Here is a 26,316-nt window from a genome sequence, read left to right as displayed (position 1 = left end):
GGTCCTCACCCGCGCGCTGCGGTCTTTGCGCGCCGCCCGCCAAGGCCGCTCCAGAGTGCCCCGAAACCAGGCAGCACCCCCGACCTTTGTCGATTGCCAGAGATTAGCTGCCACGAAAATTAGTCGGCGCGTCGGCGCGACGACACGCCGGAAGCACATAATCGGTGAGTTGCGCGGCCGTGCCGGTCGCGGAAGCGGTTGACGCTCGGACCTCATTCCGGTGGTGGACCGCTGACGCAGTGGCCGATCCACTGTATCTGAGCGACGCACCATCGGCCGCCCACCAAAATCTCACACTTTCGCGTACTCATCAAGGATGGCAGCAGCCATCGGCGCTGGTAGAGCATCGCTTTCTGACACCGACTACCTTCCCGCGTGTGACCGTTTTTGTGACCGTTTTGAGCGTGACGGGCCGGTATCCAAGCTGATCTCCAGTGATTACAGAGGCCCCTCACCTGGTGTTCCAGGTGAGGGGCCTCATTTCGAAAAGAGCTGTCAGAAGCTACTTTTCAATCACTGAACATCACTCACTTGCACGTGGCCTTGGCCTCGCGACGGCGACGGTGCAGAATCGGCTCGGTGTATCCGTTGGGCTGCTTGGTTCCTTCGAGGACCAGTTCCTTGGCGGCCTGGAAGGCGACGCTGCCGGCGAAGTCCGGCGCCAGCGGCCGGTAGCTCGCGTCGCCCGCGTTCTGCTTGTCGACCACGGGAGCCATCCGCTCCAGACTGGCCACCACCTCATCGGCGGTGACGACGCCGTGGCGCAGCCAGTTCGCCACCAGCTGGCTCGAAATGCGCAGGGTCGCACGGTCTTCCATGAGGCCGACGTCCTTGATGTCGGGCACTTTGGAGCAGCCGACACCCTGGTCGATCCAGCGCACCACATAGCCGAGGATGCTCTGGGAGTTGTTGTCCAGCTCCTGCTGCTTGTCCTGCGCCGACCAGTTCGGGTCGGCGGCGAGCGGGATCTCCAGGATCTGGTCGATGGTGGCGCGACGCCCGCCCGCGGCGATCTCCCGCTGTCGCTCGAACACGTCGACATCGTGGTAATGGGTCGCGTGCAGGGTGGCGGCGGTGGGCGAGGGCACCCACGCGGTGTTGGCGCCCGAGCGCGGGTGGCCGATCTTCTGCTCGAGCATGTCGTGCATCAGATCCGGCATGGCCCACATGCCCTTGCCGATCTGCGCCTTACCGGGCAGGCCGGTGGCCAGGCCGGTGTCGACGTTCCAGTCCTCGTAGGACTTGATCCATTGCTGCGCCTTCATTTCGGCCTTGCGGACCATCGGCCCGGCCTCCATGGAGGTATGGATCTCGTCGCCGGTGCGGTCGAGGAAGCCGGTGTTGATGAACACCACTCGCTCGGCGGCGGCCTGGATACATGCCTTCAGGTTCACCGTGGTGCGGCGCTCCTCGTCCATGATGCCGACCTTGAGGGTGTTACGCGGCAGGCCGAGCACGCCCTCGACGCGCTCGAACAGCTCGTTGGTGAACGCGACCTCATCGGGGCCGTGCATCTTCGGCTTCACGATGTAGACCGAGCCGGTGCGGCTGTTCTTCAGTTCGGTGTCGCCGCGCAGCGAGTGGCCGGCGATCAGCGAGGTGATCAGGCCGTCCATGATGCCCTCTGGCACCTCGTAGCCGTCCTTGTCGATGATCGCGTCGCTGGTCATCAGGTGACCGACATTGCGCACGAACAGCAGCGAACGGCCGTGCAGCACAAGCTCGCCGCCGCCGATCGCGGTGTAGACCCGGTCCGGGTTCATGGTGCGGGTGAAGGTCTTCTCCCCCTTGGTGACCTTCTCCGCCAGATCGCCCTTCATCAGGCCGAGCCAGTTTTGGTAGCAGAGCACCTTGTCCTCCGCGTCGACCGCGGCGACCGAATCCTCGAAGTCCATGATCGTGGTGATCGCGGATTCGAGCACGACGTCCTTGACGCCCGCCGGGTCGGTCTTGCCGATCGGCGAGAAGCTGTCGATCTGGATTTCGGCGTGTAGGCCGTTGTGCTTCAGCAACACCGAGGTCGGCGAGGCCGGGTCACCCAGGTAGCCGACAAGTTCGGCGCCGTCGGCGGCGAGCGTGGTGACCTCGTCGTTGGCGAGCGTGACCGCGAGCTTGCCGTTGTCGATGGCGTAGTGCGTCGAGCTGCGGTGCGAACCGTTAGCCAGCGGGGCGGCGGTGTCGAGGAACGCGCGGGCAAACTCGATCACGCGTCCACCGCGGACCGGGTTGTAGCCGGTGCCCTTCTCGGCGCCGTCAGCCTCGGAGATGGCGTCGGTGCCGTAGAGCGCGTCATACAGCGAGCCCCAGCGCGCGTTGGCGGCGTTGATGGCGAAGCGCGCGTTCATCACCGGCACCACGAGCTGCGGCCCGGCGGTGGTGGTGATCTCGGTGTCGACGTTCTCGGTGGCGATCTTGAAGTCCGCCGGTTCCGAACGCAGGTAACCGATTTCGCCCAGGAAGGACTTGTATGCGGCCTTGTCGTAGTTCACGCCCGGGTTCTCGGCGTGCCAGGCGTCGATTTTGCCCTGGATCTCATCGCGTTCGGCCAGCAGGACGCGGTTGCGTGGGGCGAGGTCGTTGATGACCTGCTCGGCGCCGGCCCAGAACGCGGCGGAATCTACGCCGGTACCGGGAAGCGCCTCGTTCTCGATGAACGCGTGGAGAACGCTGGCCACCTGAAGCCCGCCGACCTGAATCCGCTCTGTCATCTACTGCCTCACTTTTGAGAAAGCCGGATAGGAAAAATCGCATCCAATGTTACCCGTCGGTAGTAGCACCGATTCGTCACCCCTCGACACCGAGTCGTCGGTAGCTCCGACCACCATGCGGTGGGTTCCCACGGCCTTGATTGTATCGACCGGCCCACTTAATGCACTAAATGGAACATTTAGTGGAGGCGTGCGCGCCGAGGACAATGGCGTCCGAGGGATCGATGCCCGAACAGTCGTTGTCGGACAAGGTGGTTCTGGAGGCGGCGCGACCCGAACCGCTCACAGTCCCCTATGCCGCCGCCGAGGCCGGATTGGCCAATCCCACCGGCGGACTCGCGCAGAGCTTCGCACCGACGGTGCGGGTCAACACCATTCAGTGCGGTGCGTTCGCCACCGATATCTCCGCCGTGCGGTCGACCGACATGCGAGCGGAGCTGACCAAGCATGTCGCGCTGGGCCACATCGGCGCGCCGAGCGAAATCGTCCGCGCGGCAATATTCTTCGCGACCGACGCGTCGGCATCCTACACCGGCGCGACCCGGACACTGGACGATAGTCGGCGATGAAAGTACTGACATATCGAGGCCCGCAACGGATTTCACTCACCGAGCTGCCTGATCCGATACTCGCGGGACGAGACGACGCGATCGATCGCACAGAATTCCACGGCACCGGCGTCGCCGAGATCGGTGACAGAGCCGGGGTCGAGCGTGGCGCGCTGTACTACCACATCGGCTCCAAGGAGGAACTGCACTGGCAGATTCCTGCGCGACCACATTCAGCTGATGCTCGTGGACGCGCGCCGGATCGTCGACGATGCTCGGTCACACCCCCATCGACTGACCCGAGAACACACCACCCTGGACCGCCGTACACCGCATCCGCCGAAAAATGACCCGACAACGGCGAGTGTGTTGTGCCACCATGTGATTCGACGATGATCACCGATTCCGGGGTGATCGCGAGCACCGAAAGGAGGAGGTGGCTTTGACCAATATGACGGTCGAATCCGTGCTGCGGTGCGACGCATGCGCCGGATCGGATGACAGCCGCCTCCCGGCCGAGCTCTGAGCTTCGCCGCCATCCTCTCGCATTCGCTCACTCCTCCCGAAACATGGTGATTCCCATGATGTTCCACCGTGCCACCGATCCGGTGGCGTTGACTGTCGACAATTGGATACACACCAGCGTGCTGGTGCTCAACGCCAGCTATGAGGCACTCGATGAGATCAGCGCCGAGCGGGCGATCGTGTTGCTGATGGGCGGCGCGGCGGAGTCGATCGCCGATAGGGAGCCGCACTTCCCGATCCGATCCAGGCACCTCGAGATCGCACTGCCCGAAACCATCCGGTTGCTGCGCTATGTGTACCTCGAGCATGTCGTCCGGGCGCAGGACGAGAGCAGGGCCACGCCCGCCGGTGTGCTGCGCCGCGACAGCCACCGCTGCGGTTACTGCGCCGCCTGGGCGCGCACGGTGGACCACATTCGCCCGCGCAGCCACGGCGGACCGAACACCTGGAGCAATCTGATCGCTTGCTGCGCGGCGTGCAACACCAGCAAGGCCGACCGCACGCCCGAGGATGCGGGCATGCGGTTGCTGTGGGAGCCGAAGGCGCCCAATCACCTGGAGAAGCGGCAACGGCGGATCTGGAAACAACTCACCGCCGCCGCACTACCCACGGCCGGGTAGTGCGGTGTCGGTGACCGAACCCGAGGAAGGAGAAGGATCATCATGAACGTCCGATTGGAGACAAGAGCACCGAACACCTCGACACTGATCGATCTGCTCCCGCTCTCGGACAGCAAGGGATGGCACCGGGCCGCGTGCCGCGGCGACCCCAACCACGAGGCATGGTTCCCGTATCCGTCACAGGACTTCGACTATGCGCGCGAGGTCTGCGCCGGGTGCCCGATCCGCGTCGGTTGTGGCGAGTTCGCCGAGCGCACCGGACAGTCCGGGGTGTGGGGCGGCCACGAGTTCGACCGGGGCCGCGTGATCCGCGACTAGGTACGGCCGCCGCCGCAGTGCCGGATCGCGGACACGCTGCTCGACCGAACTCGCGTGAACCTACACTGTGCAGCCGTGGGCACTCATCGCAACGGAACCAGATCTCGAGGCATCAGCAAAGGTCCGGTTATCGCAGCGGTTGCCGTGGTATTGCTAGTCGCCAGCGTGTTCACGTGGTTCCAGTTCCGGGACAGGGCAAACAGTCGCGACTCCGCGGCCGCGGCCGAATGCGTCGAGGGCGCCTCGACCCTCCACGTGACAGTCGATCCGGACATCGCGGCCCCGGTCCGGACTATCGCCGATCAATACAACGCGACCAAGCCCAGGGTCCGCGATCACTGCGCGCAGGTGGAGGTGACCGCCCAGGCGTCAGCGGCGATGGTGGCCGCGTTCACCTCGAACGCGCCATGGAACGACCAACTCGGGCCGCAGCCCGCCCTCTGGATTGCCGACTCCATGCGTTCGGTCGAATCGGTGCGCGTCCCCGGGCTGATCGAGGGCAACCCGACCCCGGTCGCGGCGAGCCCGATCGTGCTCGCCGTGCCCGAAGATTTGCGCCGCGCCCTCGATCAGGCCAAGGTCGCCTGGGCGGATCTGCCTCGCCTGCAACAGGGCTCGCTCTCGGAGCTGGGACTCACCGGCTGGAATGGGCTGCGCGTCGCGCTGCCGCCGGGTGACGCCACCACTGCCGTCGCCGCCGCTGTCGGCTCGGCGGTATCGGGCACCGAACCGCTCAGCGACAAGGCCGCGCAGTCCGGTCAGGTCGTGTCCGCGATCTCCCTGCTCGCCGAGAACGCGCCGCAGACGCGGGACACCATCGCCGCGCTGGGCGCGATGACCGGTTCGCCGCAGCTGTCGAGCGCGCCCGTGCACGCGGTTGCCACCACGACACAGCAGATCAAGGCAGTCGGCGGATCGAGCGGATTCAGCCCCGTTGGCGCGACGCCGGTGGCCGACTACCCGGCCGCGCTCATGTCGGGCCCATGGGTGGACAAGACGCAGAACCTGATCGCGAGCATTTTCGCCGACTACCTGCGGACACCCCAGTCGGCCCAGACCTTCACCGCCGCCGGGTTCGACCCCGCCCCCGCGGCCACCGCCCCGGTCCCATCGCGGACCGCGCTGGACAAGGTGCGCGCGACGCTGGCACACCCGGTGCTCGGCGTGCAGTCCACGGTGCTGCTCGATGTCTCCGCGTCCATGGGCAACGCCGACGGTTCGGGCACCCGCCTCACGAATGTCCTTGCGGCCCTTGCCTCCACCATGAACGTCATGCCGCCGGACTTCGGCCTCGGCGTGTGGACCTTCGGCAAGAACCTCGACGGCACCACCACTCCGTACAAGGTCCAGGCCGCCACCGCACCGCTGACCGACAACCAGCGCAGCACCGTGACCAGCACGTTCGACACCATCGTGCCCACCGAATCCCGGATCGACCAGGCATACCCCGCCCTGCTGGCGGCTTACCGCGCCGCGGTGGAGAACTATGCGACGGCCCGCACCAATTCGGTGCTGCTCATCACCGACGGCCCCGACGACGACTCCACCGTCACCGGCGCGAAACTCCTCGCCGACCTCGCCGACGCCACCGACGCCGCCCATCCCGTCCGCGTCAATGTGATCGTCATCGGCGGCAACGGCACCGAAAGCCTCCAAAACGCCGCCCAACGCACCGGCGGCACCTACACCCGCGTGCCCTCCTCCGACGACATAGCCTTCGGCACGGCCATGGTCGACGCCCTCACCAACCCCTGACCGGTGTAGCGGTTCGGACGGTCCACTGTGGTGCCCTCTACCCCCACCAAGGCCGCGTTCCACCGCTGCCGCGGATCCAGGCCAGTCGATGAACCGCTCGACGGGTCCGTCGTCGCCGCCAGAAATCTCCCCCATTCTTCCGAGCTGACAATCTATCGCTGCTCAATACGCTGGTGAGGCATGCGACTTCGAGCGCCCCGACGGAGCGCCAGACCTCAACTCCGTCGCCACCGCGCTCGGCGGAATCGTCACCATACGTTCAGTCAGGGCAGGCGCAACGGAGCCGAAGGGGGGAACGTGACCGGCAGCGATGTCAGTGACCGATGGAAGGCACCGGGCCGCCAGGTCGGGGGGGCGGCCATACGGATTTCGGGGAGTGCGTCGAGGAGCTGATCGATGGCGTCCTGTGCGATCAGGTACGCCATGGATTTCGCGGGGCAGGTGCGTGGGCCGATGCCCCAAGCCAAATGGGATCTATTGCCGGTGCGATCACCGCTTCGGACCGTTGGGTCGTTGTTGCAGGCGGCGATGCTGATGATGATCGGCTGATGTGCGGGCAGCCAGATGTCGTCGATGAGGATCGGCTGACGGGGGTAGGTGACCATGTAGTTCGCCAGCGGCGGGTCGTTGAACAAAACATCGTCGAGGGCCTCGCGAGTGGACATACTCCCGTCCAGGAAGCTACCACCCAACCGGTCGTCGGTGAGGATCAGCTGCAAGGTATTAACGATCAAGTTCTGCTGGAATTCGATCCCCGCGCCGTATTGGCTTGCCAGCTGATGCACCATCTCGAGATCGTTGAGTTCGGCCCGATGCCGTAGCAGTGCCGAGGTGACGTCTTTGCCGGGTTCGGCACGCTTGAGGCTCACCAACTCCAACATCGCTTCACTGATCATCCTGTTGCCGTTATCGGCGTCGACGCCCTCGACGATCGAAGCCATCCCGGCGGCCATCCGCTGCCCGACCTCCGGTGGGCAACCGAACAGGACATTGAGGACTTCGAATATCAGCGGGAACGTGTATTGACCGATCAGATCGGCAGTTCCGTTCTGGCAGAAGGAGTTGATCAGCGAGATGGCGATCTCTTCCACGGTTGTGCGGAGAGCATAGAGATCAACCTCGTTGAGGCTCTCGGTAGTGGCCTGCCGGAAGCGCACCGCATCTGCCCCGGCGGACCTGGTCGCCATCGGCCGCCACTCCATCATCGGCAGCACAGGACAGTCAGCCGGGATGTCCTTCTGCCAGGTACGCGGATCTGCGGGGAAATGTTCGGGATCGTTGAGAATCCGCAGCGCGGTTTTGTAATCGATCACCAACGTGGCGGGAACGCCCGGCGCAAGTTCCACAGGTACCAAAGAGTGGTACTGCTTGCGCATTTTTTCATAGAGGGCGTGGGGATCAGCGGCGAACTCCGGCACGTATAGCGGCATCCGTGGGTCGTCGGAATCGAACGGCGAGCCGTGAAAAGCTGGGCACGACGCGGCGGATACTCCGGACTGGGTGGTACTCAAGAATGAACTCCAAACAGTCATGACTAGTGCGAACGATGCACCACGGTCGCGGTGGCGTTCGTGCCTCAGCCGAATCCGTGCTGCCGATTGAGAATCTCGATGTGCATTGTGCCCCAAGATGATTGGATGAAGTGACAATACCCCCATATCCCCATACCCGCTGATCTGCTGACCACACGAGTCGGCCCGGTTCCGCTCGACGTGCAGACGAGCCTAGACCACCCGAGCGAGACGGCATTCGGGCACCGGATGATCTCGCGACACCAGCTGCCGCGGCCGAACAACTCCGGGCTCACTCGCGGCGCGCAGGCTGGCTCGCGGGCCGCTGAGAAAGATCGAGTTAGACTCTGTCCGATGCGGTCCGTGCGGAGGGTGTGCTCCCGTCGAGCGTTCGCGGCAGGGGTTCGTCGGTGACGGGGTGAGGGTCGACGACGACATCACAATGTCGGTGGATGAGAGGCAGCGCGGTTGTGACTGACCTGGCAGCAGAACCTCGGCGAGGTCGAGGGCGCCCTGCCGGATCTGACGGAGCGAATACTCGAGATCGGATTCTGCGGGCAGCGCGCAAACTGTTCAGTGAAGTCGGCTACGACAGTGCGACATTCACAGACATCGCGGCCCGTGCCGATGTCACACGCACCAACATCAACCATTACTTCCGGAGCAAAGACGAGCTCTACCGAACACTGTTCGAAGCGGACAAGAGCAGCGTGATTGCGGTAGGCATCGCCGATGCCGAGGCGGAAGCGGATCTCGTCGATCGGATGGCCACGTTTCTGCGCACCGCTATGCAGGTCGAGTCCGAGGACCGCACCTATGTGCGGTTCCTCGCAGCATCCCTGTTCGATGCGCTGCGCAACCCCGCGCTTGGCGGATGGGCGGAGGGACAACTCAATGATGTGCGCAGCTTTATCCGAGCGGCACTGGAGGCCGCCGTGGCCGACGGAACGATCCGCCACGACCTCGACATCACAACGTTCACCGAACTGCTGGTCGCGGTGATATGGGGAATGAGCATGTACGCGGGATTCGTCGGAACGCACGGCCAACTGGAGCCGATGGTCGATCAATTCGTCGACCTGCTGCACGGCAGTCTCGGTTAGGGGCGAGGGCTGGTCGAATCGGGAGCTTCCGTCGGTGCGGCGCCGACGGCCGGGCGCCGGCGCCGCCCCATACGAGTCACCCGAGCACGGTGACAGTGCCTGTATCGCCGTCCAAGCGGATGCGCTGACCGTCGCGAATCCAGTAGCTTGCGTTCTCGGTGCCGCAGACACAGGGGATACCGAGTTCACGGGCCACGATCGGGCCATGGCTGAGCAGGCCGCCGTAATCGGTGACGACCCCACCAGCGACAAGGAACAACGACACCCAGCTCGGATCGGTCGTCTCACAAACGAGGATATCGCCGTCGTCGAGCTCGGTAGTCGACGGATCGCGGACCACCCGGGCACGGCCTTCCACCACGCCACCGCTGGCGGCCACGCCGGTGATGACACCGGAGGCATCCCGTGCGGGCGCGTCGGAGTCGCCCGCTTTAGTCAGGGTGGGCACGCCCGCCCACGATTGGGGCAACCGGTAGGTGCACCGCTCGTCATATCGAGCCTGGCGTTCGGCGACCAGGGCACGCCGATCACCCGTGACGCCGGCGCACACTTCGTCGTAAGACAGGTGGAAGATGTCGTCGATGCTGTCGATCACGCCCGCACCGACCAGCAGGGCGCCCTGTCTGCGTATGACAGCCCTCGCGATATCGAAGGTGAGCAGGTAGCCGGCCTTGCCCTGCTCCCGAAGGGCGATCCAGCGACTGGCCATCCGCACATTCCGGGCGGCGGCGCGGCGCTTGCGTCGGGGTAGGGCCGACTGGAGCTCGACCAAGGCCCGTTGTCGCGTCTCGACTTGCTCCTGGCTCCGATTGCGCGGCGCCCGTGGGCTGTCAGCGGCGATAGCTCGGTAGTCATCGAGCCGGTTGAGCACCGAAGTCGGGTCTTCACGCCACGTCACGCCGGACAACTGACCCTCATTGTTGCCGTGGTAACCATGCCGATCGGTGAACTCGCGCAAGGTGATGTCGTCATGGGCGAGTGCCCACAGGTCGTGCGCGACCTCGCTTTCGTCTGTTCCGGCCCCGGACAACAGTGCGGGCCCGAGGTCGGACAGGCCGAGCCCGGCCAACGTGTCGATCACCCGGTCTGCCAGCCCGGAGCTCACGAAAGCGACGAGCATGTGCATGGTCAACATACGCTGGAAGCGCCGCTGCGCATCAGCCAGCAGCTCGACGCACCCCGCATGGTCGAGGGTATCGATGTCGTCCAGATGAGCCAGCCGCCATCGGCGCAGCTCGGCGAATTCGGCGTCGTGCCGCTTGGGCAACCGCAGGACGGCTCCCGGCGCCTTGGCGGCAATGACCGGATAGCGGCGTGCGCTGTTCGCGTCGACGGTCTCCGGCCGGACGTAGCCGAACAGCTGTTGCTCGACCGCGGTCGCCGATGTACCGGGGGTGATATTCGCGATCTCGCGGAACTTGTCGATGTTCGCCGCGGCCCGCCCGGCGAACAATGTCCAGAACATGTCCTCCGATTTGTCGGGTAGGCGAACCTGTTTCCGTGTGAGAACACCCAATTTCAGGAACGTTGTGCGGGTCGCCAACTCCACCGGCGCGTTGATGAAGGTGAAGCCGAGTGTGGTGAAGACACCGGGGAATGCCTCCGCGACATTGCCGGTCGTCCAGGTGACCGACGGATCGATCGTCGTGTTGTCGAGCGTTTCCTCGACAGTTTCGCGACTGCTCATCGAATCTTCTCCATCTTGCGTCGTTGGAGCAGCTCGGGCAGCGAACCCGGTGCGCCATACGGGGATTCCGCGCACGCCCACTGGGTGAGCAGCGCGATGTCGGGATCTTCGACGGTGGTGGCTGGCACAATCGTGAACTCGCCGGGATACACCACGCCGGTCGCGGCGTCGACGGTGACTTTTCGCCCCGCCAGTGCCATGAGTGTCCCTGTGCCACAACCGACTACGCACGGAATGGCCAATTCTCGACAGACCACCGCCGCATGTGAGGTCGAGCCGCCGAGTTCGGTGATCACCGCGGCGGCGACCGACATCGCCGCCACATCATCGGGATCGGTGGTCGGCCGGGCAAGAATCACCGCTTCGCCCTGGTCCGCTCGTTGCTCGGCATCGACGGCATCGATGACGACGGTTCCGGTCGCAATCCCTGGGCAGGCTGGTTTTCCGGTCGCCACCGGCGCGGTGATGTCTACGTCGGCCTGATCGAGATGCGGGGCGAGCAAGTATCGAACATGGGCCGGCCGCACCCGGTCGAGCGCCTCGGTGGCGGTAATCAGACCTTCCTGCCGCAACACCACCGCATGCCGGATCGCAGCCTCGGGGGATCGCTTGGCCACGCGCGCCTGCAACAGCCACAGGGTGCCGCTCTCCACGGTGAACTCGATGTCCTGCACGTCGCGGCTGTCGGTTTCCAGCTGAGCGGCCGCGGCAAGCAGGTCGCTATGGACCGTGGGCATCGTGGCCGCCAGATCGGCGAGGGCAAGGGCGTCGGCGCGTCCGGACACCACATCCTCGCCCTGACCGCGTGGCAGCCACTCACCGTAGGCTTCGGCACCGCCGGTGAGCGGGTTGCGCGTGAACAGCACACCGGTTCCCGAGCGGTCGTCGAGGTTGCCGAAGACCATTGCCTGCACGGTGACCGCGGTGCCGGCGTCGTGTGGCAGCCCGCGGCTCTCGCGATAGCTGATCGCGCGCGGTGAGTTCCACGAATCGAGCACCGCGACCATCGCGCGACGCAGCTGTTCCCACGGGTCCGTGGGCGGCAGGCAGCCGACAACCTTCTCGAACTGCTGGTCGAAGCGTCTGCGGGTGTCGGCGGCGAATGTGGGATCGCCGCTCTGTTCGGCGAGCGCCTGCTCCACCTCGTCGGTCATGCCCAGATTGAGGATGGTGTCCATCATTCCCGGCATGCTGGTCGCAGCGCCCGAGCGCACGGAGACGAGCAGTGGCCGCGAGGTTGCCGCGAACCGACGTGCGGTGCTCGCTTCCAGTTCCGCCACGGCAGCCGGCACATCGCGCCACACGTCTGCGGGCAGCGCCTCACCAGTAGCACGCATGCGGCGGCAGAGGTCGGTGGTGATGACAAACGCAGGGGGGACGGGGATCCCGAGCGCCATCATCCGCTGGATACTCCACGCCTTGCCTCCGAGCAGGTCCCGATCTCCGGTGGTGGTGGAGTCGAGGACAAGAATCGACGGAGGGTCCAGCGCTGCCGAGGTCATTCCGCCCTTCCCGCAGCAGCCTCCCGCACCCGAGACAGACCCGCGAGTCCGATCAGTTCCTCGTGCAGTTCGAACCAGACCGTGTGGTAACTGTCGATGAGCGGGCGCGCGAACCAGGTCGGGTCACCGGATTGGACCTTCTCCACCGCCGAGGCGAACCGGTTCGGGTATTCCGAGAGCCGTGGCGCGAGTTCGATGAATGTCGCGAGCAGCGGTGCGAAGCGCACGTGCAGATCGGCCAGCCGAGCAACGATGCGGGCATCGTACTCGGCGTCGGTGTGGTCGTTCGGGCGTACTCCATCGATGAGCTGCCAATCGGTGACCAACTGTTTGAAATCCGTATTGACGTCATCGAAGTCGTGGTAGCGCTGTCGCAGCAGCGCCTGGTCGATGGCGGCGCGCTCGGCGGCCAGCAAGGTGTCGAGCCGGGCCCGGCCCGCAGTGGTGAGTTTGACGCGTATTCCGACGCGCTCGACCTCGCCCGCAGCGATGAGCGACTCGACTACCACGGAGATTTCCGTGTCAGCGAGGCCCGCGGCAGCGGCCAGATCGGACTCGCTCGGCCTGCCTTTCAATCGCGCAGCCTGAAGTACGTGGAGGATCTGTGACATGGTGTGCCTACTTTCTCTCGACGCGTACTAGGCGACCCGATGCAGGATCGCCTGCTCGAAAATTCCTCCGCCGCAACGCCCTTCGCTCTCGAGCAACATGAAGTCGTCATAGGCTCCCAATGCGGGCCCTTCGGTCTCGGTGGGGCCCGCAGGGATTCGGAACCCGCCGAGGCGGTCGTGGATCGATACCACCCGAGTGCTGTTGTCGGCGAGTTCGAGACGGGCCCAGCGGTATTGGGCGGCCGCGTCGCGCGCGAAGGTGATGCCGGTGATCTGTGTCGACCGTGTGCTGTCGATGACGAACCCGTCGGCGGTCAGCGCATCATCGGCGCCGCGGAACTTCATGGCCGAGATAAAGGTCGACTCGTCCACCATGAACAGTGCGGCGAACTCGATCCATTGCGACGACTCGTCACGGAATCCCCAGGTGCGATCGCGCATTCCGTGACCGGCGGTGGTGACCGTCGTCCCATCGAGCGTCACGCTGCCGGCGACGGTGCACGCCTGCTGGAAGTGCTGGAGCGGTTTGCCGGGTACGAGCGGCGGAATGACATTGTTGGTGCCGTAGTCGGCGGCGGCGAACAGCGGGGCGTTGCTGAGTTCGGCTCGAACGGTTGGATGATCGACCCGCACGCTGCCGTCGAGGCCGAAGTGGATGCTGTCGCTACTGAATGTTCCCGCATCCAGCGGTTCGATGACCTCGACGACCCGACCTGCCACGGAGATACTGGCGCGAGCGCGGCGGGCGTTGGGCGCGTTCGGCGAGGTCGAGACGTGCAATGTGCCGAATACCTGCGCAGCGGGGTCCCAGAAGGAGAGGTAGGCGTTGTCCTTCCATACCGGTTCACCTGCGCCTGCGGCGTCGGCGCGGATCGGCTCGGCTAGCTTGCCCCAATTTCGCTCGGTCGGTGCGACGGATGTCATCGAGGTCCTTTCTGGTTCGGATGCGCTGACGAGATGCAGATTCAGGCGGTGGCGTTGCGACGCGTCCAGTACCTGCGACGTGCTACCAAATGCCGGGCGTACTTGTGGCACAGTCGGATACACCTGTTGTGCTCACGCACGATCAACGGGTTCGATTACAACGGATCCGGCAGCGGGGTGACGGTACCTCCGGTCGCCGGCGCGGCGTGGATGCGCGCGGATGTGGACAGTGAACGGGCGCGCGGGAACACGGTCGCGATGGCTGGTCACGCCAGCGCCCAAAGTCACTGCGCAGACGTGAGGTTATCCACTAAATGACACGTCTGTCAATATGCAAAAGCTGGCCGCCGTGCGTCAAATCGCTTCAGCATCAAATGGATTGCGCTTCGGGTGTACTTCACGCAATTCCGGTCGACGGCCATGTAGGCCTTTCGCGAGGAGGTGAACAAGCGAGCAAAAGAGTAGTCACCAGGTGGTCAGCCCACCCACCACCTGGACGACTCGCCGCTGGCGACGACCAGCTCGGACCATACCGCGATCAGTCCGCGTATGCCTCCAACGGCGGGCACGAGCACACCAGATTCCGGTCGCCGAAGGCGCCGTCGATGCGGCGCACGGCAGGCCACACCTTGCCCCGATCGGGGGCGATACCCTGCGGGAACACCGCGATCTCGCGACTGTACGGGTGATCCCATTCCCCGACCAGGCAGGCCGCCGTATGTGGTGCGCCGCGCAGCGGATTGTCCTGCACCGGCCATACGCCCGCGGCGACCTGGTCGATCTCGCCGCGGATGGCGATCATCGCGCGGATGAATTCGTCGATCTCGGTCAGGTTCTCGCTCTCGGTGGGCTCGACCATGAGCGTGCCCGCGACCGGGAAGCTCATCGTCGGCGCGTGAAAGCCATAGTCCGCCAAGCGCTTTGCCACGTCATCGACCGTGATGCCGGTCTTCTTGGTGATCCCACGCAGATCCAGGATGCACTCGTGCGCGATGATACCGTGCTCGCCGGTGTAGAGAACCGAGAAGTATGCGTCAAGCCTGCGCGCGATGTAGTTGGCCGAGGCGATCGCGGTCAGCGTGGCGTTACGCAGCCCCTCGGCGCCCATCATCCGAATATAGGCCCAGGTAATCGGCAGAATCGATGCCGAACCGTATGCGGCCGCCGACACCGCGTGCGATCCGGGCTCGCGAGGATCGCCCGGCAGGTAGGGCGCCAGATGTGATCGCACCGCCACCGGGCCGACACCGGGTCCGCCACCGCCGTGTGGGATACAGAAGGTCTTGTGCAGGTTCAGGTGGCTGACATCGCCGCCGAATCGGCCCGGACGGGCAAGTCCGACAAGCGCGTTCAGGTTCGCGCCGTCAACGTATACCTGGCCACCCGCATCGTGCACCAGTGCGCACAACTCGGCGACCTCGTGCTCGTAGACACCGTGTGTGGACGGGTAGGTGATCATAATGCAGGCCAGTCGGTCGGCGTGGTCGGCGATCTTGCTGCGCAGATCGTCGAGATCAACGTCACCGTTATCGCGGCACTTCACCACCTCGACACGCAGCCCGGCCATAGCCGCCGACGCGGCATTGGTGCCGTGTGCGCTGGAGGGGATCAGGCACGTATCCCGGTGTGTGTCACCGCGATCCAGGTGATAGCGACGGATAGCGAGCAAACCCGCGTATTCACCCTGGCTCCCCGCGTTCGGCTGTAGGCTGACCGAGTCGTAACCGGTGATGGCCGAGAGCCAGTCCTCCAGATCGTGGATCACTCGCAACAGACCGGGCGCGTCCTCGACCGGCGCGTACGGGTGCACGCGCGCGAAACCGGGCCAGGTGATCGCTTCCATCTCGGCGGTCGCGTTGAGCTTCATGGTGCAGGAGCCGAGCGGAATCATGCTGCGGTCCAACGCGATATCCTTGTCGGACAGTCGCCGTAGGAACCGCAGCATCGCGGTCTCTGTGTGATAGCTGGTGAATGCCGGATGAGTGAGGTACTCCGAGGCGCGCGTCTCGATGGACTCCACCGGCGTCGCGACCGAACCCGCGTCGGAAGTCAGTGCCGTACCAAAGGATTCGAGTACGGCCGCGACATGCGCGCCGGTCGTCGCCTCATCGCAGGCAATCCCGACGTGATCGGCATCCACCAGCCGCAGATTGATACCGCGCGACTTCGCCTTCGCCACAACGGCTTCCGCACCACCCGGAATATGCGCCAACACGGTGTCGAAGAAGTTGTCGTGCACCACCGCACCGTCGAGCCCGGCCGCGATCGCCGTCGCGTGCCGATGGACCCGTCGCGCGATATCGCGCAAACCGTCGGGCCCGTGGTAGCTGGCGTACATCGCGGCCACGATGGCAAGCAGCACCTGCGCGGTACAGATATTCGAGGTCGCTTTTTCCCGGCGAATATGCTGCTCACGCGTCTGCAAGGCCAGCCGATATGCCATCGTACCGTCCACATCCACCGACACACCGACCAGTCGTCCGGGCAGCTGACGCGCGTGCTCGGAATGCACCGACAGATACCCCGCGTGCGGGCCCCCGAACCCCATCGGAACCCCGAAACGCTGGGTGGTGCCGAAACACACGTCCGCGCCCTGCTCCCCCGGCGGGGTGATCAGCGTCAACGCGAGCAGGTCCGCGCCGACAGCCACCAGCGCACCGCGTTCATGCGCCGCCTCGATGAGTGCGGCCCAGTCGCAGACCTGGCCCGAGGCGCCGGGAACCTGCACCAGCACACCGAAGAATTCACCCTCCGGCAACCCGGCAGCCAGATCCGATTCGACGATCTCGATGCCCAGCGGCTCAGCCCGGGTGTAGAGCACAGTCTTGGTCTGCGGAAACAGATCGGTGTCGATAAGCAGGCGCTCGGATTTGGATCGCCCGGCCCGGCGCAGCAACGTCATCGCCTCGGCCGCCGCGGTGGCCTCATCGAGCATGGAGGAATTGGCGACCTCCATGGCAGTCAGGTCCGACACCATGGTCTGGAAGTTGAGCAACGCTTCGAGACGGCCCTGGCTGATCTCCGGCTGATAAGGCGTATAGGCGGTGTACCAAGCCGGGTTCTCCAGCAGGCTGCGCACCAGCACGGGCGGGGTCAAGGTGTCGTAATAGCCCAGCCCGATCATCGAGGTGGCGGCGGTATTCGAATGCGCGAGGGCGGCGAGCTCGGAGAGCACCTCATGCTCGGTGGCCGCGAGTGGCAACACCTCGAGCCCGGAACCATCCAGAATCCCCGCAGGTAGCGCCGCAGTGGCGAGGTCATCAAGCGAACCGACGCCGACGACGTCCAGGATCCGGGCGAGTTCGTCCCGGTCGGGTCCGATATGGCGGTCGGCGAATGATCGAGTCACGGCAGCTCCCAAGGTCGGGCGGGTCGACCACGCGGTCGACGGGTACCAGCCCTCCCCCTCTGTCGTGGAGCCTGAGAGATTCGGCTGCCGCAGCGCGCGCGGGCCGGCAACCTTTCCCCATGGGCGGGCGATATCCGCACTATCACGCGGAAATCGCCACTTTCCAGAGACATCGAAGCCCGTACGGTCCGTTTGCCTGAGAGATTGACGGGGAGGTGCTGCTCCTTCGGCGCCCGGAACTCTTATCAAGTCCGAGACTCTCCCGCACGGCGGCGACGCCTCGTAAGTTTATGCGGAGCCCAGCCGCATGCGCGCCACGGGACCCAGGAGTGATGGTGTCGTCCTCGTTACGTTGGGCAAAAAGAATGCCCGCCCCAGTACGACGGGCAACTCCTGTCGGTAATTCCTACCCTGTCTTGCGGTTCATCCTCGCCTTGCGACGGTAGGACAGCTCGTCCTCCGGACGATCGGAGGCGGTGCCGCTCACGGCCCGCTCGGCCGGGAAGTTGGCGATCGCTCCGGTCAGTTCACGCATGGCGCCGCCGACCGCGATACCGAACACGCCCTGCCCACCTTGCAGTAAATCAACTACCTCCTCGGCCGAGGTGCACTCATACACCGAGGTGCCATCGGAGAACAGCGTGATTCCAGCCAAATCCTGCACGCCGCGACTGCGCAGATGGTCGACCGCGATCCTGATGTTCTGGAGCGAGATCCCGGCGTCCAACAGTCGTTTGACGATCTTCAGGACCAGAATGTCCTTGAACGAATATAGTCGCTGACTCCCCGAACCCGCAGCACTCCGAATGGACGGTAAGACCAGACCGGTCCGCGCCCAGTAGTCGAGCTGCCGGTAGGTGATCCCGGCGACCTGGCATGCGCTGGGGACGCGATAGCCGACGAGATCGTCGGGGACCGAGTCGTCCGGGAACAGGCCTGGCTGTACCACTCCCTGCGATTGCTCTGCCACTGACCACTCCCTTGCTTCGCCGACGCCGTGGCCTCATCGATGACCCGGCTCCGTTGACCACACACCCAGTCATAACGGACGTGGCCCAACTATCGAGATTACTCCCCATGATTGTCCCGGGAGCCGCATCGTCGGACCAAGCGCGACGCGCGGTTAAAGTCTCGACCTGTAGTTAAGGTCTAAAAGATAGTTCGGATTCCTCAGCTGTCAGTGGCTTTGAAGTCATCCGGCGAGACCGATTCGAGGAACTCTTTGAACTTCTCGACCTCGTCCTCACGCTCGTCGGGCATGACCAAACCCGCCTCCTCGAGTACCGGCTCCTCGGCGTAGATCGGGCAGCCGACCCGCAACGCGATCGCTACCGAATCCGACGGCCGCGCGGAGATACGCAAGTCGTTCTCGAAGACCAGATCCGCATAAAAGGTGCCCTCTTGCAGATCGACGATCCGGACCTCTTTGAGGGTGTGCCCGAGATCGTTGATCAGGATCTTGATCAGATCGTGGGTCAACGGACGGATCGGGGTTACCCCCTCTTGTTCGAGCACGATCGCGGTCGCCTCGGCCTGTCCGATCCAGATCGGCAGATACCGATCACCGGATGCCTCACGGAGCAATAGCACCGGCTGGTTCTGTGGCTGCTCGACCCGGATGCCGATCACGCGCATTTCACTCATGCCTGCGCCTCGCTAACGCTGCGCTTCGGCGTGCGCGAAGCACACCGTGACATCACTCGCTCGCTGCGCTCACTCATCGCACTGCCTCCCAATACTCGCCGGCCACCCAGCATGACTCCCGCAGAGCTCGCCGTACCACCGAGTCTAAGCGAACGAGGAGGGGTGCAGCGATCCGTGTGCGGCCGAAATCGGCGTGTTGCCTCGAGCGGTAGGCGGTGACCGTAAGTTCAGCCGCCGAGTGAGTTCCGCACCGACGCCTTGACCAGACACGTGTGCAATGTCAGCGATAGCGCCGCGAGCTCGCGGACGGTTTCGTCCGCCCTGGCACGCGCCCCGGCGTCCCGGCTCTTGGCGATCGGTGCCGCGATCTGCGCGACCAGCGCCGCCTCCCGATCCGCCGCAAGTTTGAAGGCGCGCAAATGCCGTGCCTCCAGGCCGAATTCCGCCATCGCCTTCGCGGTCCTCGCGAGCGTCACCGCGTCCGCGTCGAAGAAGCCTGCGGCGCCCGGTGCGATCAGGTTCGCGCGGACAAGATCGTTCAGGAATTTCTCGTCGATCTCGGCTTGCGCGAGCAGATCCGCACGGGTGAGCCGGATTTCGTGATCGAATCGCAGCTCATCCGGTGAGACCTCCCCTGGGACGACACCGAGCTTGCGCGGTTGCGTAACTCCGGCGGTCCGCCCGTTGTGACCGGTCGCCGATGGGGTGGGTAGTTCGGCGTCGCGAATGGAGTGCGCCCGGGCGCGGGCTTCCCGCACACCGAGCGACGCCGCACCACTGTCGATCGCTTCTAGCTGTTCCTTGATCACCTTCAGCGGCAGATACTGATCGCGTTGCGCGGTCAGTACGAACCGGAGCCGTTCACAATCGGCGATCGAGAACCGGCGGTATCCGGACGGAGTCCGCTCCGGCCGGATCAAGCCCTCGGCCTCGAGGAAGCGGATCTTCGAGATGGTGATATCCGGGAAATCCGGGCGCAGCAGGTCGAGCACGGAGCCGATCGACATGCCTCCACGCGCCCACTGCGCCGCGCCCGTCATAGCATCGAGTCTTTCATGACACCCAGATCTTTCCTGCCAACACGGCCGTCATGCGGACCCGTGCCGTGTGCGTCACAGACTGCCCACACCCGCAGACGACTCGTTGACCTGAGCGCGCGGACCGGTGAGGAACACCAGGCGGAACTTGCCGATCTGCACCTCGTCGCCGTTCTGCAGCTCCGAGGAGTCCACCGGCTCGCGGTTGACATAGGTGCCGTTGAGGCTGCCCACGTCGACCACCTGGAAGGAATCCTCGTCCTGCCGGAACTCGGCGTGCCGACGGCTGACGGTGACGTCGTCCAGAAAGATGTCACTGTCGGGATGGCGGCCGGCCGACGTGGTCGGCTGGTCCAGCAGGAACCGCGAGCCCGCGTTCGGGCCGCGCTTGACGACCAGGAGAGCCGCACCCACCGGCAGACCCTCGACCCCTTGGACCGGCTGTTCGCCAGTCGACTCTGCGGAGCGCGACGCCTCGACCTCGTTCAGGAAATCCGCACGGAAGACCGACGTCGTCTCGGCCGCGGTCTCCCCGTAACCCGGGTCTTTGTTCTCGCTCACCGTTTCTCTCCTCCTCGAACCTGTTTTTCCATGCACGCAGGTGCTGCCTTCACCACCACAACCTGGGAGTTGTGACGCTAGAACACCGATATCAGCTCATCGGCATATCTGTTGGCATTGACCGTACCCTGCCGGGGCGCACCCGTGCAGGTAGAACTGGGAAGGCTTGATCAGCCCCCGATAACTCCTTGATAACCGGCGGCGTCCAACAGCCCACCAAGTGCTGCGTTCAGGGTTGCTGCGTCGCTCAGCTCCAACTCGAACAGCCAGCCCGCACCATACGGATCAGTGTTCAGTATTTCCGGTGTCTGCACCAAATCCTCGTTCACCGCAACAACTTTCGCGGCCAGCGGAGCATAGATATCGGACACGCTCTTGGTAGATTCGACCTCGGCGATACTCTCGCCCACAGTCACGTCTTTGTCCGTTTCGGGCAGTTGCACGAACACAACGTCACCGAGTTGAGACTGGGCGTAGTCGGTGATGCCCACCCGAACCCGCGTCGGGCCGATCCGTTGCACCCACTCGTGCTCTTCGGTGTACCGCAGATCGTCGGGGGTTTGGGTCACAGGCCGTCCTTTCGTCGGAAATGTTACGCAACTCTAATAGCTACCGGGTCCGGTGCGCCGCAGCCGGTATCGCTCGTGCGACCGCCACAGCCTTCCCGGTGTAGAGCATGCCTGTCCACACATACACAGCCGTACCCCAGACCAGGAATGCCCCGCCGAACGCACGGCCGAAACCTGCCAGCGCCCAATCCATCTGACCGGCCAGCAGCCACGGCAGCGCGGACATGAGCGCGAAGGTGGCCGCTTTGCCCAAATAGATAACATCCGGTGGGTCCAGCTCGCGGCGTTTGTACACCGAGAGGGTCAGGGTGAGAACAAGATCACGCCCGACCAGGATCACCGCTACCCACCAGGGGATCAGGCCGCGGATCACAAAAGCGGCCAAGGTCGTCACCAGATAAAGCCGGTCCACGAATGGGTCGAGCAGCGCACCGAGGCGTGAGGACTGGTCGAGCAGCCGGGCCAGTTTTCCGTCCAGGAAGTCGGTGAACCCGCTGGCGACCAGTAGCGCGAAGGCCCAGCCGTCGGCTCGTTCGACCAGCAGCAACCATAGGAACAGCGGGACGCCGATCAGCCGGAGCACGCTGAGCACGTTCGGGATGGTCAGGATGCGGTCGGCGAAGATACCCCCCGCCGTCGCGCCACCGCGCTCGCCCGGCTTCGTCGGTCCTGATTCCGTTGTCACAAGCCAGTGCATACCTCACCAGGCACTGATCGCGCCATCCGGGTGGTTCCACCACATCCACCCCGGTGACAGAATGAGTATGAAATCATCTCATCAACTACTCGGTGAATGAGAGGAAATCATGGCCGAATTCGACTACGACGTGGTGGTGATCGGTTCCGGATTCGGTGGCAGCGTCAGCGCGCTGCGACTGACCGAGAAGGGATATCGGGTCGGCGTGCTCGAGGCGGGCAGGCGCTGGCACGCCGAGGAAATCCCGAAGTCGAATTGGAATGTGCGCAAGTCGATTTGGGCGCCAAGACTGGGGATGACCGGACCGCAGCGGATCAGCGTTCTCGGCAAATGCGCGGTGTTCTCCGGCGCGGGCGTTGGTGGCGGCTCGCTCATCTATGGCAACACGCTCTACGAGCCGCTGCCGAACTTCTACGCCGACAAGCAGTGGGCGCACATCACCGACTGGCGCTCGGAACTCGCCCCCTATTACGACCAGGCACAGCGCATGCTCGGCGTCGCGCCGAACCCTCGGATGACACCTGCCGACGAGGTGATCAAGGACATCGCCGACGACCTCGGTGTCGGGCACACCTTCCACGCGACCAACGTCGGGGTGTTCTTCAACGAGGACGATCCCGGCACCGAAGTGGACGACCCGTATTTCGGTGGCGTAGGCCCGCGACGGCGCGGTTGTGTGCATTGCGCGCGGTGTTTCACCGGCTGCCCCAACAATGCGAAGAACACCACCACGACCAACTATCTCTATCTGGCCGAACAAGCGGGCGCCGAGGTGCATCCGCTGACCACCGCGACTGCCGTCCGACCGCTGTCCGGCGGCGGCTACGCGATCGAAACCGCGCGATCGGATCGCTGGATTCGTAAGCAGCCCAATACCTTTACTGCCGAACAGGTGGTCTTCGCCGGCGCCGCGCTCGGCACTCAGAAGCTGCTGCACAGGATGCGCGATGACAAGGTGCTGCCGAACCTGTCGCCACGGCTGGGCGAACTGACCCGCAGCAACTCCGAGGCAATCCTCAATGTGGTCAGTCGTTCGCGCCACGATTTCGCCGAGGGCATTGCCATTACCTCGTCGATCCATCCGGAGGCCGATACCCACATCGAGGTGTGTCACTACGGCAAGGGCCAGAACGCGCTGTTCCCGATGTCGGTGCCGATCGTCGACGGCGGCGCCTTCCGATTCTTGCGTTTCCTGCTGGCGATACTGGTGCACCCGCTGGTGTTCGCGCGCAGCCTCAACGCCAGGCATGCCTCGGAGAAGTCGGTGATCCTGCTGGTGATGCAGTCGCTGGACAATTCGCTGACCTCGTTCCGCAAGCACGGTCTACTGAAGACCAAGCAGGGCACAGGAGAGCCGAACCCGACCTGGATCCCCTTGGCGCACGATATCGGCCGCCGCTTCAGCGCCAAGGTGAACGGCGACACCCACGGCCTGGTCATGGACGTGCTGAATATTCCGGCCACCGCGCATTACATCGGCGGGTGCGTGATCGGCGAGGGGCCACAGAGCGGTGTGGTGGATCCGTATCAGCGCGTGTTCGGATATCCGGGTCTGCATGTCGCGGACGGTTCGGCGGTGACCGCCAACCTCGGCGTCAACCCGTCGCTGACTATTACCGCCCAGGCCGAGCGGGCAATGGCTTTCTGGCCCAATAAGAACGAGACCGATCCACGACCGGAACTCGGCTCGGGCTACGAGCGCATCGCCCCGGTCGCGCCACGACATCCGGCGGTACCCGCCGTCGCCCCCGGAGCGCTGCGCTTGCCGATCACGCCGGTAGAATCGACCGATCCCGCGGTGCCTGCGAACTGAGGTCCGCGCTCGGTCCAGCAGCCCTACCGGTGAGATTGCCGCTAGCGTGGGTTGTCGTGTCCGACAGTGGTATCGGCCAACGCACCTACGTGCCCGACGAAGAGGTGCGGGCCCGTGGGCGCGCGTTGCGCGAGCGGGTTCCCGTCACCGCGCGCGATCGCCCGGCTACCTCGGCGACCCGCCCGAGCGTGCTGGAATTCCTCGACGCGAGCAATGCCGGTCGGCTGCCGCATCTGGTGCCATTGCGCATCGGCCGAATGATGGCCTCGCCGTTCACCTTCTATCGCGGCACGGCGGGTTTGATGGCTGCCGACCTCGCGGACGTGCCGTTCATGCAATCGTGGACCGCGCTGCCCGACGAATCGGTGATCGGCCGCACCAAGGCCGATGCCCTGCTCGACGATTTCAAGAAGGCCGCGAAGAAGGCGCGCAAGAACAACAGCGCCAAGGTGGTGGCGAAGTGGACCGAACACCTCGAGGATCATCGGACCGGTATTCGACGGCACCGATTCGTCAGCGACCCACCGATTCTCACACCACTGGCCGACGATATCGCCGACGCGGTCATCGACGGCCTCGCGCACTACGGCGACACCCTGCCCGAATCCCGCCGTACACTGTTGGCTCGATTCGCGGTGTCCGACATCGCTTTTCGGATCGTCGGCACCGGTAGTGTCGGACTGCGCAGCTATGTGGCGCTGCTGCACGGCAACGCGGGCGTGGCGCCGGTGCTGCAGGTGAAGCAGGCCAATCCCTCCGCCCTCTCCGCTTTCCTTCCCGCCACGCGGCCCCGGCACAAGGGTGAGCGAATCGTGCGCGGCGCCAGGCTCGTTCAGTCCGAAAGCGATATTCTGCTCGGTTGGACGTCGCTGCGCCTGCCCGAGGGCGAACTGCCGTTCATCGTGCGCCAATTCCGCAATCTCGAGGGCGATATCGACCCCGCGCAGCTGCCACCGGAAGACCTCGACGATTACGGAAGGTTGGCCGGTGCGCTGCTGGCCAGGGCCCATTCCCGGTCGGTGGATCCACGGCTGCTCGCGGGCTATCTCGACGGTGATGACAGCTTCGATGAAGCGGTGGCGCGCTTCGCGATCCGCTACGCTGATCGCACCGAGGCCGATCATGCCGAATTGGTTGCCGCCGTCGGCGCCGGGAAGGTCCCAGCCGAACAGCCGCAGTAGAGAGTGTCGACGTGAAGGGCGGTCGTAAATGCTCGTGCGAGTGCAGAATCCGGCGGGGACCAACGCCGAGCGCGCGTTGATCGACTGGCTGCGCACTTGGAAGGATCCGGCCAGCCCGCATGGCGTCGCCACCATCAACTGCAGCCTGTTCCACAAGGACCGGCTGCACCAGTTCGACGCGGTGGTGTGGACCCCGAATGGTTGCGTGGTCATCGAGGCCGAATCGCTGGTGGCCCGCCAGGACGGCGTGCTCGATATACCGCTCAACGGTCCGTGGACGATTTCCGACGAGCCCGCGGCCATGGAGAGCCGGGATCGACGGACGCCACTGGAGAAGTCCCGCGAACATACCTTCGCGTTGCAGACCTGGCTGGCGGCGCGTGGGCTCGGGCAGCGCGCGGTGCAGGGTGTGGCGCTGGTCGTCCCGCTGCGCGGCGCGGAACTGACGATCAAGCAGGCATGGAGCGATCCGAGTTTCGATGTGATCCTTGGTAGCGACCAGGGGCGGCTGCGCCACTATTTCGAGACCCTCGCCGAGCAGGAGAAGCACCTGTGGACGGCGAATGACATCGCCGGGGCCTTCCGCAGCCTCGGGATTCTGCCGTATCTTCCTGCGCCACAGGAACTTCTGAACGAGGGCTTCATCGGGCCGATCGACATCACACTGTGGCACGGCGGTCCGCAGCAGGCGCAAGCCGAGGCGTACGCGGACGAACTCGCGAACGCCGAACGCGCGGCGCAGTCACCGGCAATGGTGATCGAGGCACCCTGGTACAGCCCGTGGAAGCTGTACCCGCGGGAATCCGGCGATATGGATCTGGGCCGGGCGTTCATGCGGATCACCCTGGCAATCGGCATGATCGTCGGCTTCGCGTGGGTGCTCTGGTTCGTCATCAGCGCGATCCTGACCTACGGGCCCGGCTGAGCCGCTCGCGGAAGCTACCCGCCGGAGGACACCGCACGATGTGGGTTGATCAGGTGACTATCGTCGAGCTGTGATCACCGCACAGCAGGCAATCGCTTCCCGCAACGCACCCTTGGCGGGCGCGGCGGCGGTATGCGGCGGCCTCACCGTCGCGCTGCCGTTCAGCTTTCCCGGCGACGGCGGCCAGACCGACGCTGACCGCGATATCGCCACGCCGATCCACACCGCGCTCGACAGTCGCCCTGGTGTTTACGAGGCGCTGGTGATCCCGAGCAATGGCTACATCCTGCTCCCGCTGCTGCTCATCGGTGCGGGCTGGTTCGCCTACCGCCGCGAATGGTGGCGCGCGGCAACGATGCTCGTTGTTCCCGAGCTCGCCGTCGCGATCAATACCTGGCTGCTCAAACCGCTCTGGGAGCGGCCGTTGCACGACTATCTCGCCTATCCCAGCGGCCACACTGTGCACCTGGTCGCGATAGCGACCACTTTCGCGCTGCTGACCGACTCGGTACGGGCCCGCGCCGCGGTACTCGTGATCGGCGTGGCCGCGCTGATCGGCGCCGCCGTCGGCATGATCGGTCTCGGCTACCACCTGCCTACCGATATTCTCGGCGGCGCCGCCGCCGCGATCGCGATGGTCATCGTGTTGCGCCTGGCGGCCGAATGGTTGACGAACCGAATTCGGGCCGGCTCAGCGGCGGCACGCGGCTGAGCCCGCCCGGATCGGC

The 26,316-nt window shown here is 64.9% G+C and carries 22 protein-coding genes, 1 pseudogene and 1 riboswitch; of the genes and pseudogenes, 10 read left to right on the top strand and 13 right to left on the bottom strand.

What is annotated here, in order from left to right; genetic code table 11:
• Positions 1-527: 527 nt before the first annotated feature.
• Positions 528-2,708, bottom strand: a complete 2,181-nt coding sequence (locus LKE06_RS21570) for a malate synthase G (RefSeq protein WP_228001163.1) — start codon at positions 2,706-2,708, stop codon at positions 528-530.
• Between the two features lie 224 nt (positions 2,709-2,932).
• On the opposite strand from LKE06_RS21570, the gene LKE06_RS21565 reads away from it, so the two are divergent.
• The 5 genes and pseudogenes from LKE06_RS21565 (at position 2,933) to LKE06_RS21545 (ending at position 6,474) form a co-directional block, all read left to right on the top strand.
• Positions 2,933-3,277 (top strand): SDR family oxidoreductase, encoded by a 345-nt coding sequence (locus LKE06_RS21565; protein WP_228001162.1) that lies wholly within the window; start codon positions 2,933-2,935, stop codon positions 3,275-3,277.
• Between the two features lie 44 nt (positions 3,278-3,321).
• Positions 3,322-3,526 (top strand): annotated as a pseudogene (locus LKE06_RS21560) (helix-turn-helix domain-containing protein); the annotation flags it as partial.
• A gap of 314 nt (positions 3,527-3,840) precedes the next feature.
• Positions 3,841-4,401: an HNH endonuclease gene (locus LKE06_RS21555; RefSeq protein ID WP_228001289.1), complete on the top strand. Its 561-nt coding sequence runs from the start codon at positions 3,841-3,843 to the stop codon at positions 4,399-4,401.
• 42 nt (positions 4,402-4,443) lie between these two features.
• Positions 4,444-4,719, top strand: coding sequence for a WhiB family transcriptional regulator (locus LKE06_RS21550; protein ID WP_228001161.1), 276 nt, complete (start codon positions 4,444-4,446; stop codon positions 4,717-4,719).
• 165 nt (positions 4,720-4,884) lie between these two features.
• The gene (locus LKE06_RS21545) at positions 4,885-6,474 is read left to right on the top strand and encodes a VWA domain-containing protein (protein WP_228001160.1); all 1,590 of its coding nucleotides are present in this window, start codon (positions 4,885-4,887) and stop codon (positions 6,472-6,474) included.
• 263 nt (positions 6,475-6,737) lie between these two features.
• On the opposite strand, the gene LKE06_RS21540 is transcribed toward LKE06_RS21545, so the two are convergent.
• A complete protein-coding gene (locus tag LKE06_RS21540) occupies positions 6,738-7,985 on the bottom strand; it encodes a cytochrome P450 family protein (protein ID WP_228001159.1) in 1,248 nt (415 codons plus the stop codon).
• Positions 7,986-8,455: 470 nt separating this feature from the next.
• Here LKE06_RS21540 and LKE06_RS21535 point away from each other — a divergent pair, with 470 nt between their 5' ends.
• Positions 8,456-9,088: a TetR/AcrR family transcriptional regulator gene (locus tag LKE06_RS21535; protein WP_228001158.1), complete on the top strand. Its 633-nt coding sequence runs from the start codon at positions 8,456-8,458 to the stop codon at positions 9,086-9,088.
• 76 nt (positions 9,089-9,164) lie between these two features.
• On the opposite strand, the gene LKE06_RS21530 is transcribed toward LKE06_RS21535, so the two are convergent.
• The 11 genes from LKE06_RS21530 to LKE06_RS21480 form a co-directional block, all read right to left on the bottom strand.
• Positions 9,165-10,775 (bottom strand): PEP-utilizing enzyme, encoded by a 1,611-nt coding sequence (locus LKE06_RS21530; protein WP_228001157.1) that lies wholly within the window; start codon positions 10,773-10,775, stop codon positions 9,165-9,167.
• The gene (locus LKE06_RS21525) at positions 10,772-12,277 is read right to left on the bottom strand and encodes a pyruvate, phosphate dikinase (RefSeq protein WP_228001156.1); all 1,506 of its coding nucleotides are present in this window, start codon (positions 12,275-12,277) and stop codon (positions 10,772-10,774) included. The genes LKE06_RS21530 and LKE06_RS21525 overlap by 4 nt, the downstream gene beginning before the upstream one ends.
• Positions 12,274-12,888, bottom strand: coding sequence for a MarR family transcriptional regulator (locus LKE06_RS21520; RefSeq protein WP_228001155.1), 615 nt, complete (start codon positions 12,886-12,888; stop codon positions 12,274-12,276). The genes LKE06_RS21525 and LKE06_RS21520 overlap by 4 nt, the downstream gene beginning before the upstream one ends.
• Positions 12,889-12,915: 27 nt before the next feature.
• A complete protein-coding gene (locus LKE06_RS21515) occupies positions 12,916-13,812 on the bottom strand; it encodes a DUF7064 domain-containing protein (protein WP_228001154.1) in 897 nt (298 codons plus the stop codon).
• Positions 13,813-14,350: 538 nt separating this feature from the next.
• Entirely contained in the window at positions 14,351-17,161 is a 2,811-nt protein-coding gene (gene gcvP, locus LKE06_RS21510; RefSeq protein ID WP_372477405.1) for an aminomethyl-transferring glycine dehydrogenase, read from the bottom strand.
• A gap of 174 nt (positions 17,162-17,335) precedes the next feature.
• Positions 17,336-17,436: riboswitch (glycine riboswitch) on the bottom strand.
• Positions 17,437-17,567: 131 nt separating this feature from the next.
• Complete coding sequence (locus LKE06_RS21505) at positions 17,568-18,131, bottom strand: MerR family transcriptional regulator (RefSeq protein ID WP_308188412.1); 564 nt, start codon at positions 18,129-18,131, stop codon at positions 17,568-17,570.
• Positions 18,132-18,331: 200 nt separating this feature from the next.
• Positions 18,332-18,805 carry a bifunctional nuclease family protein gene (locus tag LKE06_RS21500; protein WP_228001152.1) on the bottom strand — a complete coding sequence of 158 codons (474 nt, stop codon included), beginning with the start codon at positions 18,803-18,805 and terminating at the stop codon, positions 18,332-18,334.
• A gap of 227 nt (positions 18,806-19,032) precedes the next feature.
• A complete protein-coding gene (gene ftsR, locus LKE06_RS21495) occupies positions 19,033-19,845 on the bottom strand; it encodes a transcriptional regulator FtsR (protein ID WP_228001151.1) in 813 nt (270 codons plus the stop codon).
• A 72-nt stretch (positions 19,846-19,917) separates the two neighbouring features.
• Positions 19,918-20,403, bottom strand: a complete 486-nt coding sequence (gene odhI, locus LKE06_RS21490) for an oxoglutarate dehydrogenase inhibitor Odhl (RefSeq protein WP_228001150.1) — start codon at positions 20,401-20,403, stop codon at positions 19,918-19,920.
• A 170-nt stretch (positions 20,404-20,573) separates the two neighbouring features.
• Positions 20,574-20,972, bottom strand: a complete 399-nt coding sequence (gene gcvH, locus LKE06_RS21485; protein WP_228001149.1) for a glycine cleavage system protein GcvH — start codon at positions 20,970-20,972, stop codon at positions 20,574-20,576.
• A gap of 40 nt (positions 20,973-21,012) precedes the next feature.
• Entirely contained in the window at positions 21,013-21,657 is a 645-nt protein-coding gene (locus LKE06_RS21480) for a CDP-alcohol phosphatidyltransferase family protein (RefSeq protein ID WP_228001148.1), read from the bottom strand.
• A 121-nt stretch (positions 21,658-21,778) separates the two neighbouring features.
• Between LKE06_RS21480 and LKE06_RS21475 the strand changes: the two genes are divergently transcribed.
• The 4 genes from LKE06_RS21475 (at position 21,779) to LKE06_RS21460 (ending at position 26,300) form a co-directional block, all read left to right on the top strand.
• Positions 21,779-23,482 carry a GMC oxidoreductase gene (locus LKE06_RS21475; protein ID WP_228001147.1) on the top strand — a complete coding sequence of 568 codons (1,704 nt, stop codon included), beginning with the start codon at positions 21,779-21,781 and terminating at the stop codon, positions 23,480-23,482.
• A 56-nt stretch (positions 23,483-23,538) separates the two neighbouring features.
• Positions 23,539-24,663, top strand: coding sequence for a DUF2252 family protein (locus LKE06_RS21470; protein ID WP_228001146.1), 1,125 nt, complete (start codon positions 23,539-23,541; stop codon positions 24,661-24,663).
• A gap of 28 nt (positions 24,664-24,691) precedes the next feature.
• Complete coding sequence (locus LKE06_RS21465; protein ID WP_228001145.1) at positions 24,692-25,588, top strand: nuclease-related domain-containing protein; 897 nt, start codon at positions 24,692-24,694, stop codon at positions 25,586-25,588.
• 70 nt (positions 25,589-25,658) lie between these two features.
• Positions 25,659-26,300, top strand: coding sequence for a phosphatase PAP2 family protein (locus LKE06_RS21460; protein ID WP_228001144.1), 642 nt, complete (start codon positions 25,659-25,661; stop codon positions 26,298-26,300).
• The last annotated feature ends 16 nt before the right edge of the window (positions 26,301-26,316 follow it).

Source organism: Nocardia australiensis (genome assembly GCF_020733705.1).
In the GTDB taxonomy this organism is placed as follows: domain Bacteria; phylum Actinomycetota; class Actinomycetes; order Mycobacteriales; family Mycobacteriaceae; genus Nocardia; species Nocardia australiensis.
This window is presented reverse-complemented; position numbering and strand designations above follow the sequence as displayed.

Coding starts and splice junctions, on each gene's coding strand:
- LKE06_RS21550 (WP_228001161.1), top strand. CDS start 4,444: ATGAACGTCCGATTGGAGACAAGAGCACCGAACACCTCGACACTGATC.
- LKE06_RS21530 (WP_228001157.1), bottom strand. CDS start 10,775: ATGAGCAGTCGCGAAACTGTCGAGGAAACGCTCGACAACACGACGATC.
- LKE06_RS21520 (WP_228001155.1), bottom strand. CDS start 12,888: ATGTCACAGATCCTCCACGTACTTCAGGCTGCGCGATTGAAAGGCAGG.
- LKE06_RS21555 (WP_228001289.1), top strand. CDS start 3,841: ATGTTCCACCGTGCCACCGATCCGGTGGCGTTGACTGTCGACAATTGG.
- LKE06_RS21525 (WP_228001156.1), bottom strand. CDS start 12,277: ATGACCTCGGCAGCGCTGGACCCTCCGTCGATTCTTGTCCTCGACTCC.
- LKE06_RS21565 (WP_228001162.1), top strand. CDS start 2,933: ATGCCCGAACAGTCGTTGTCGGACAAGGTGGTTCTGGAGGCGGCGCGA.
- LKE06_RS21570 (WP_228001163.1), bottom strand. CDS start 2,708: ATGACAGAGCGGATTCAGGTCGGCGGGCTTCAGGTGGCCAGCGTTCTC.
- LKE06_RS21465 (WP_228001145.1), top strand. CDS start 24,692: ATGCTCGTGCGAGTGCAGAATCCGGCGGGGACCAACGCCGAGCGCGCG.
- LKE06_RS21475 (WP_228001147.1), top strand. CDS start 21,779: ATGGCCGAATTCGACTACGACGTGGTGGTGATCGGTTCCGGATTCGGT.
- ftsR (WP_228001151.1), bottom strand. CDS start 19,845: ATGACGGGCGCGGCGCAGTGGGCGCGTGGAGGCATGTCGATCGGCTCC.
- LKE06_RS21515 (WP_228001154.1), bottom strand. CDS start 13,812: ATGACATCCGTCGCACCGACCGAGCGAAATTGGGGCAAGCTAGCCGAG.
- LKE06_RS21500 (WP_228001152.1), bottom strand. CDS start 18,805: ATGAGTGAAATGCGCGTGATCGGCATCCGGGTCGAGCAGCCACAGAAC.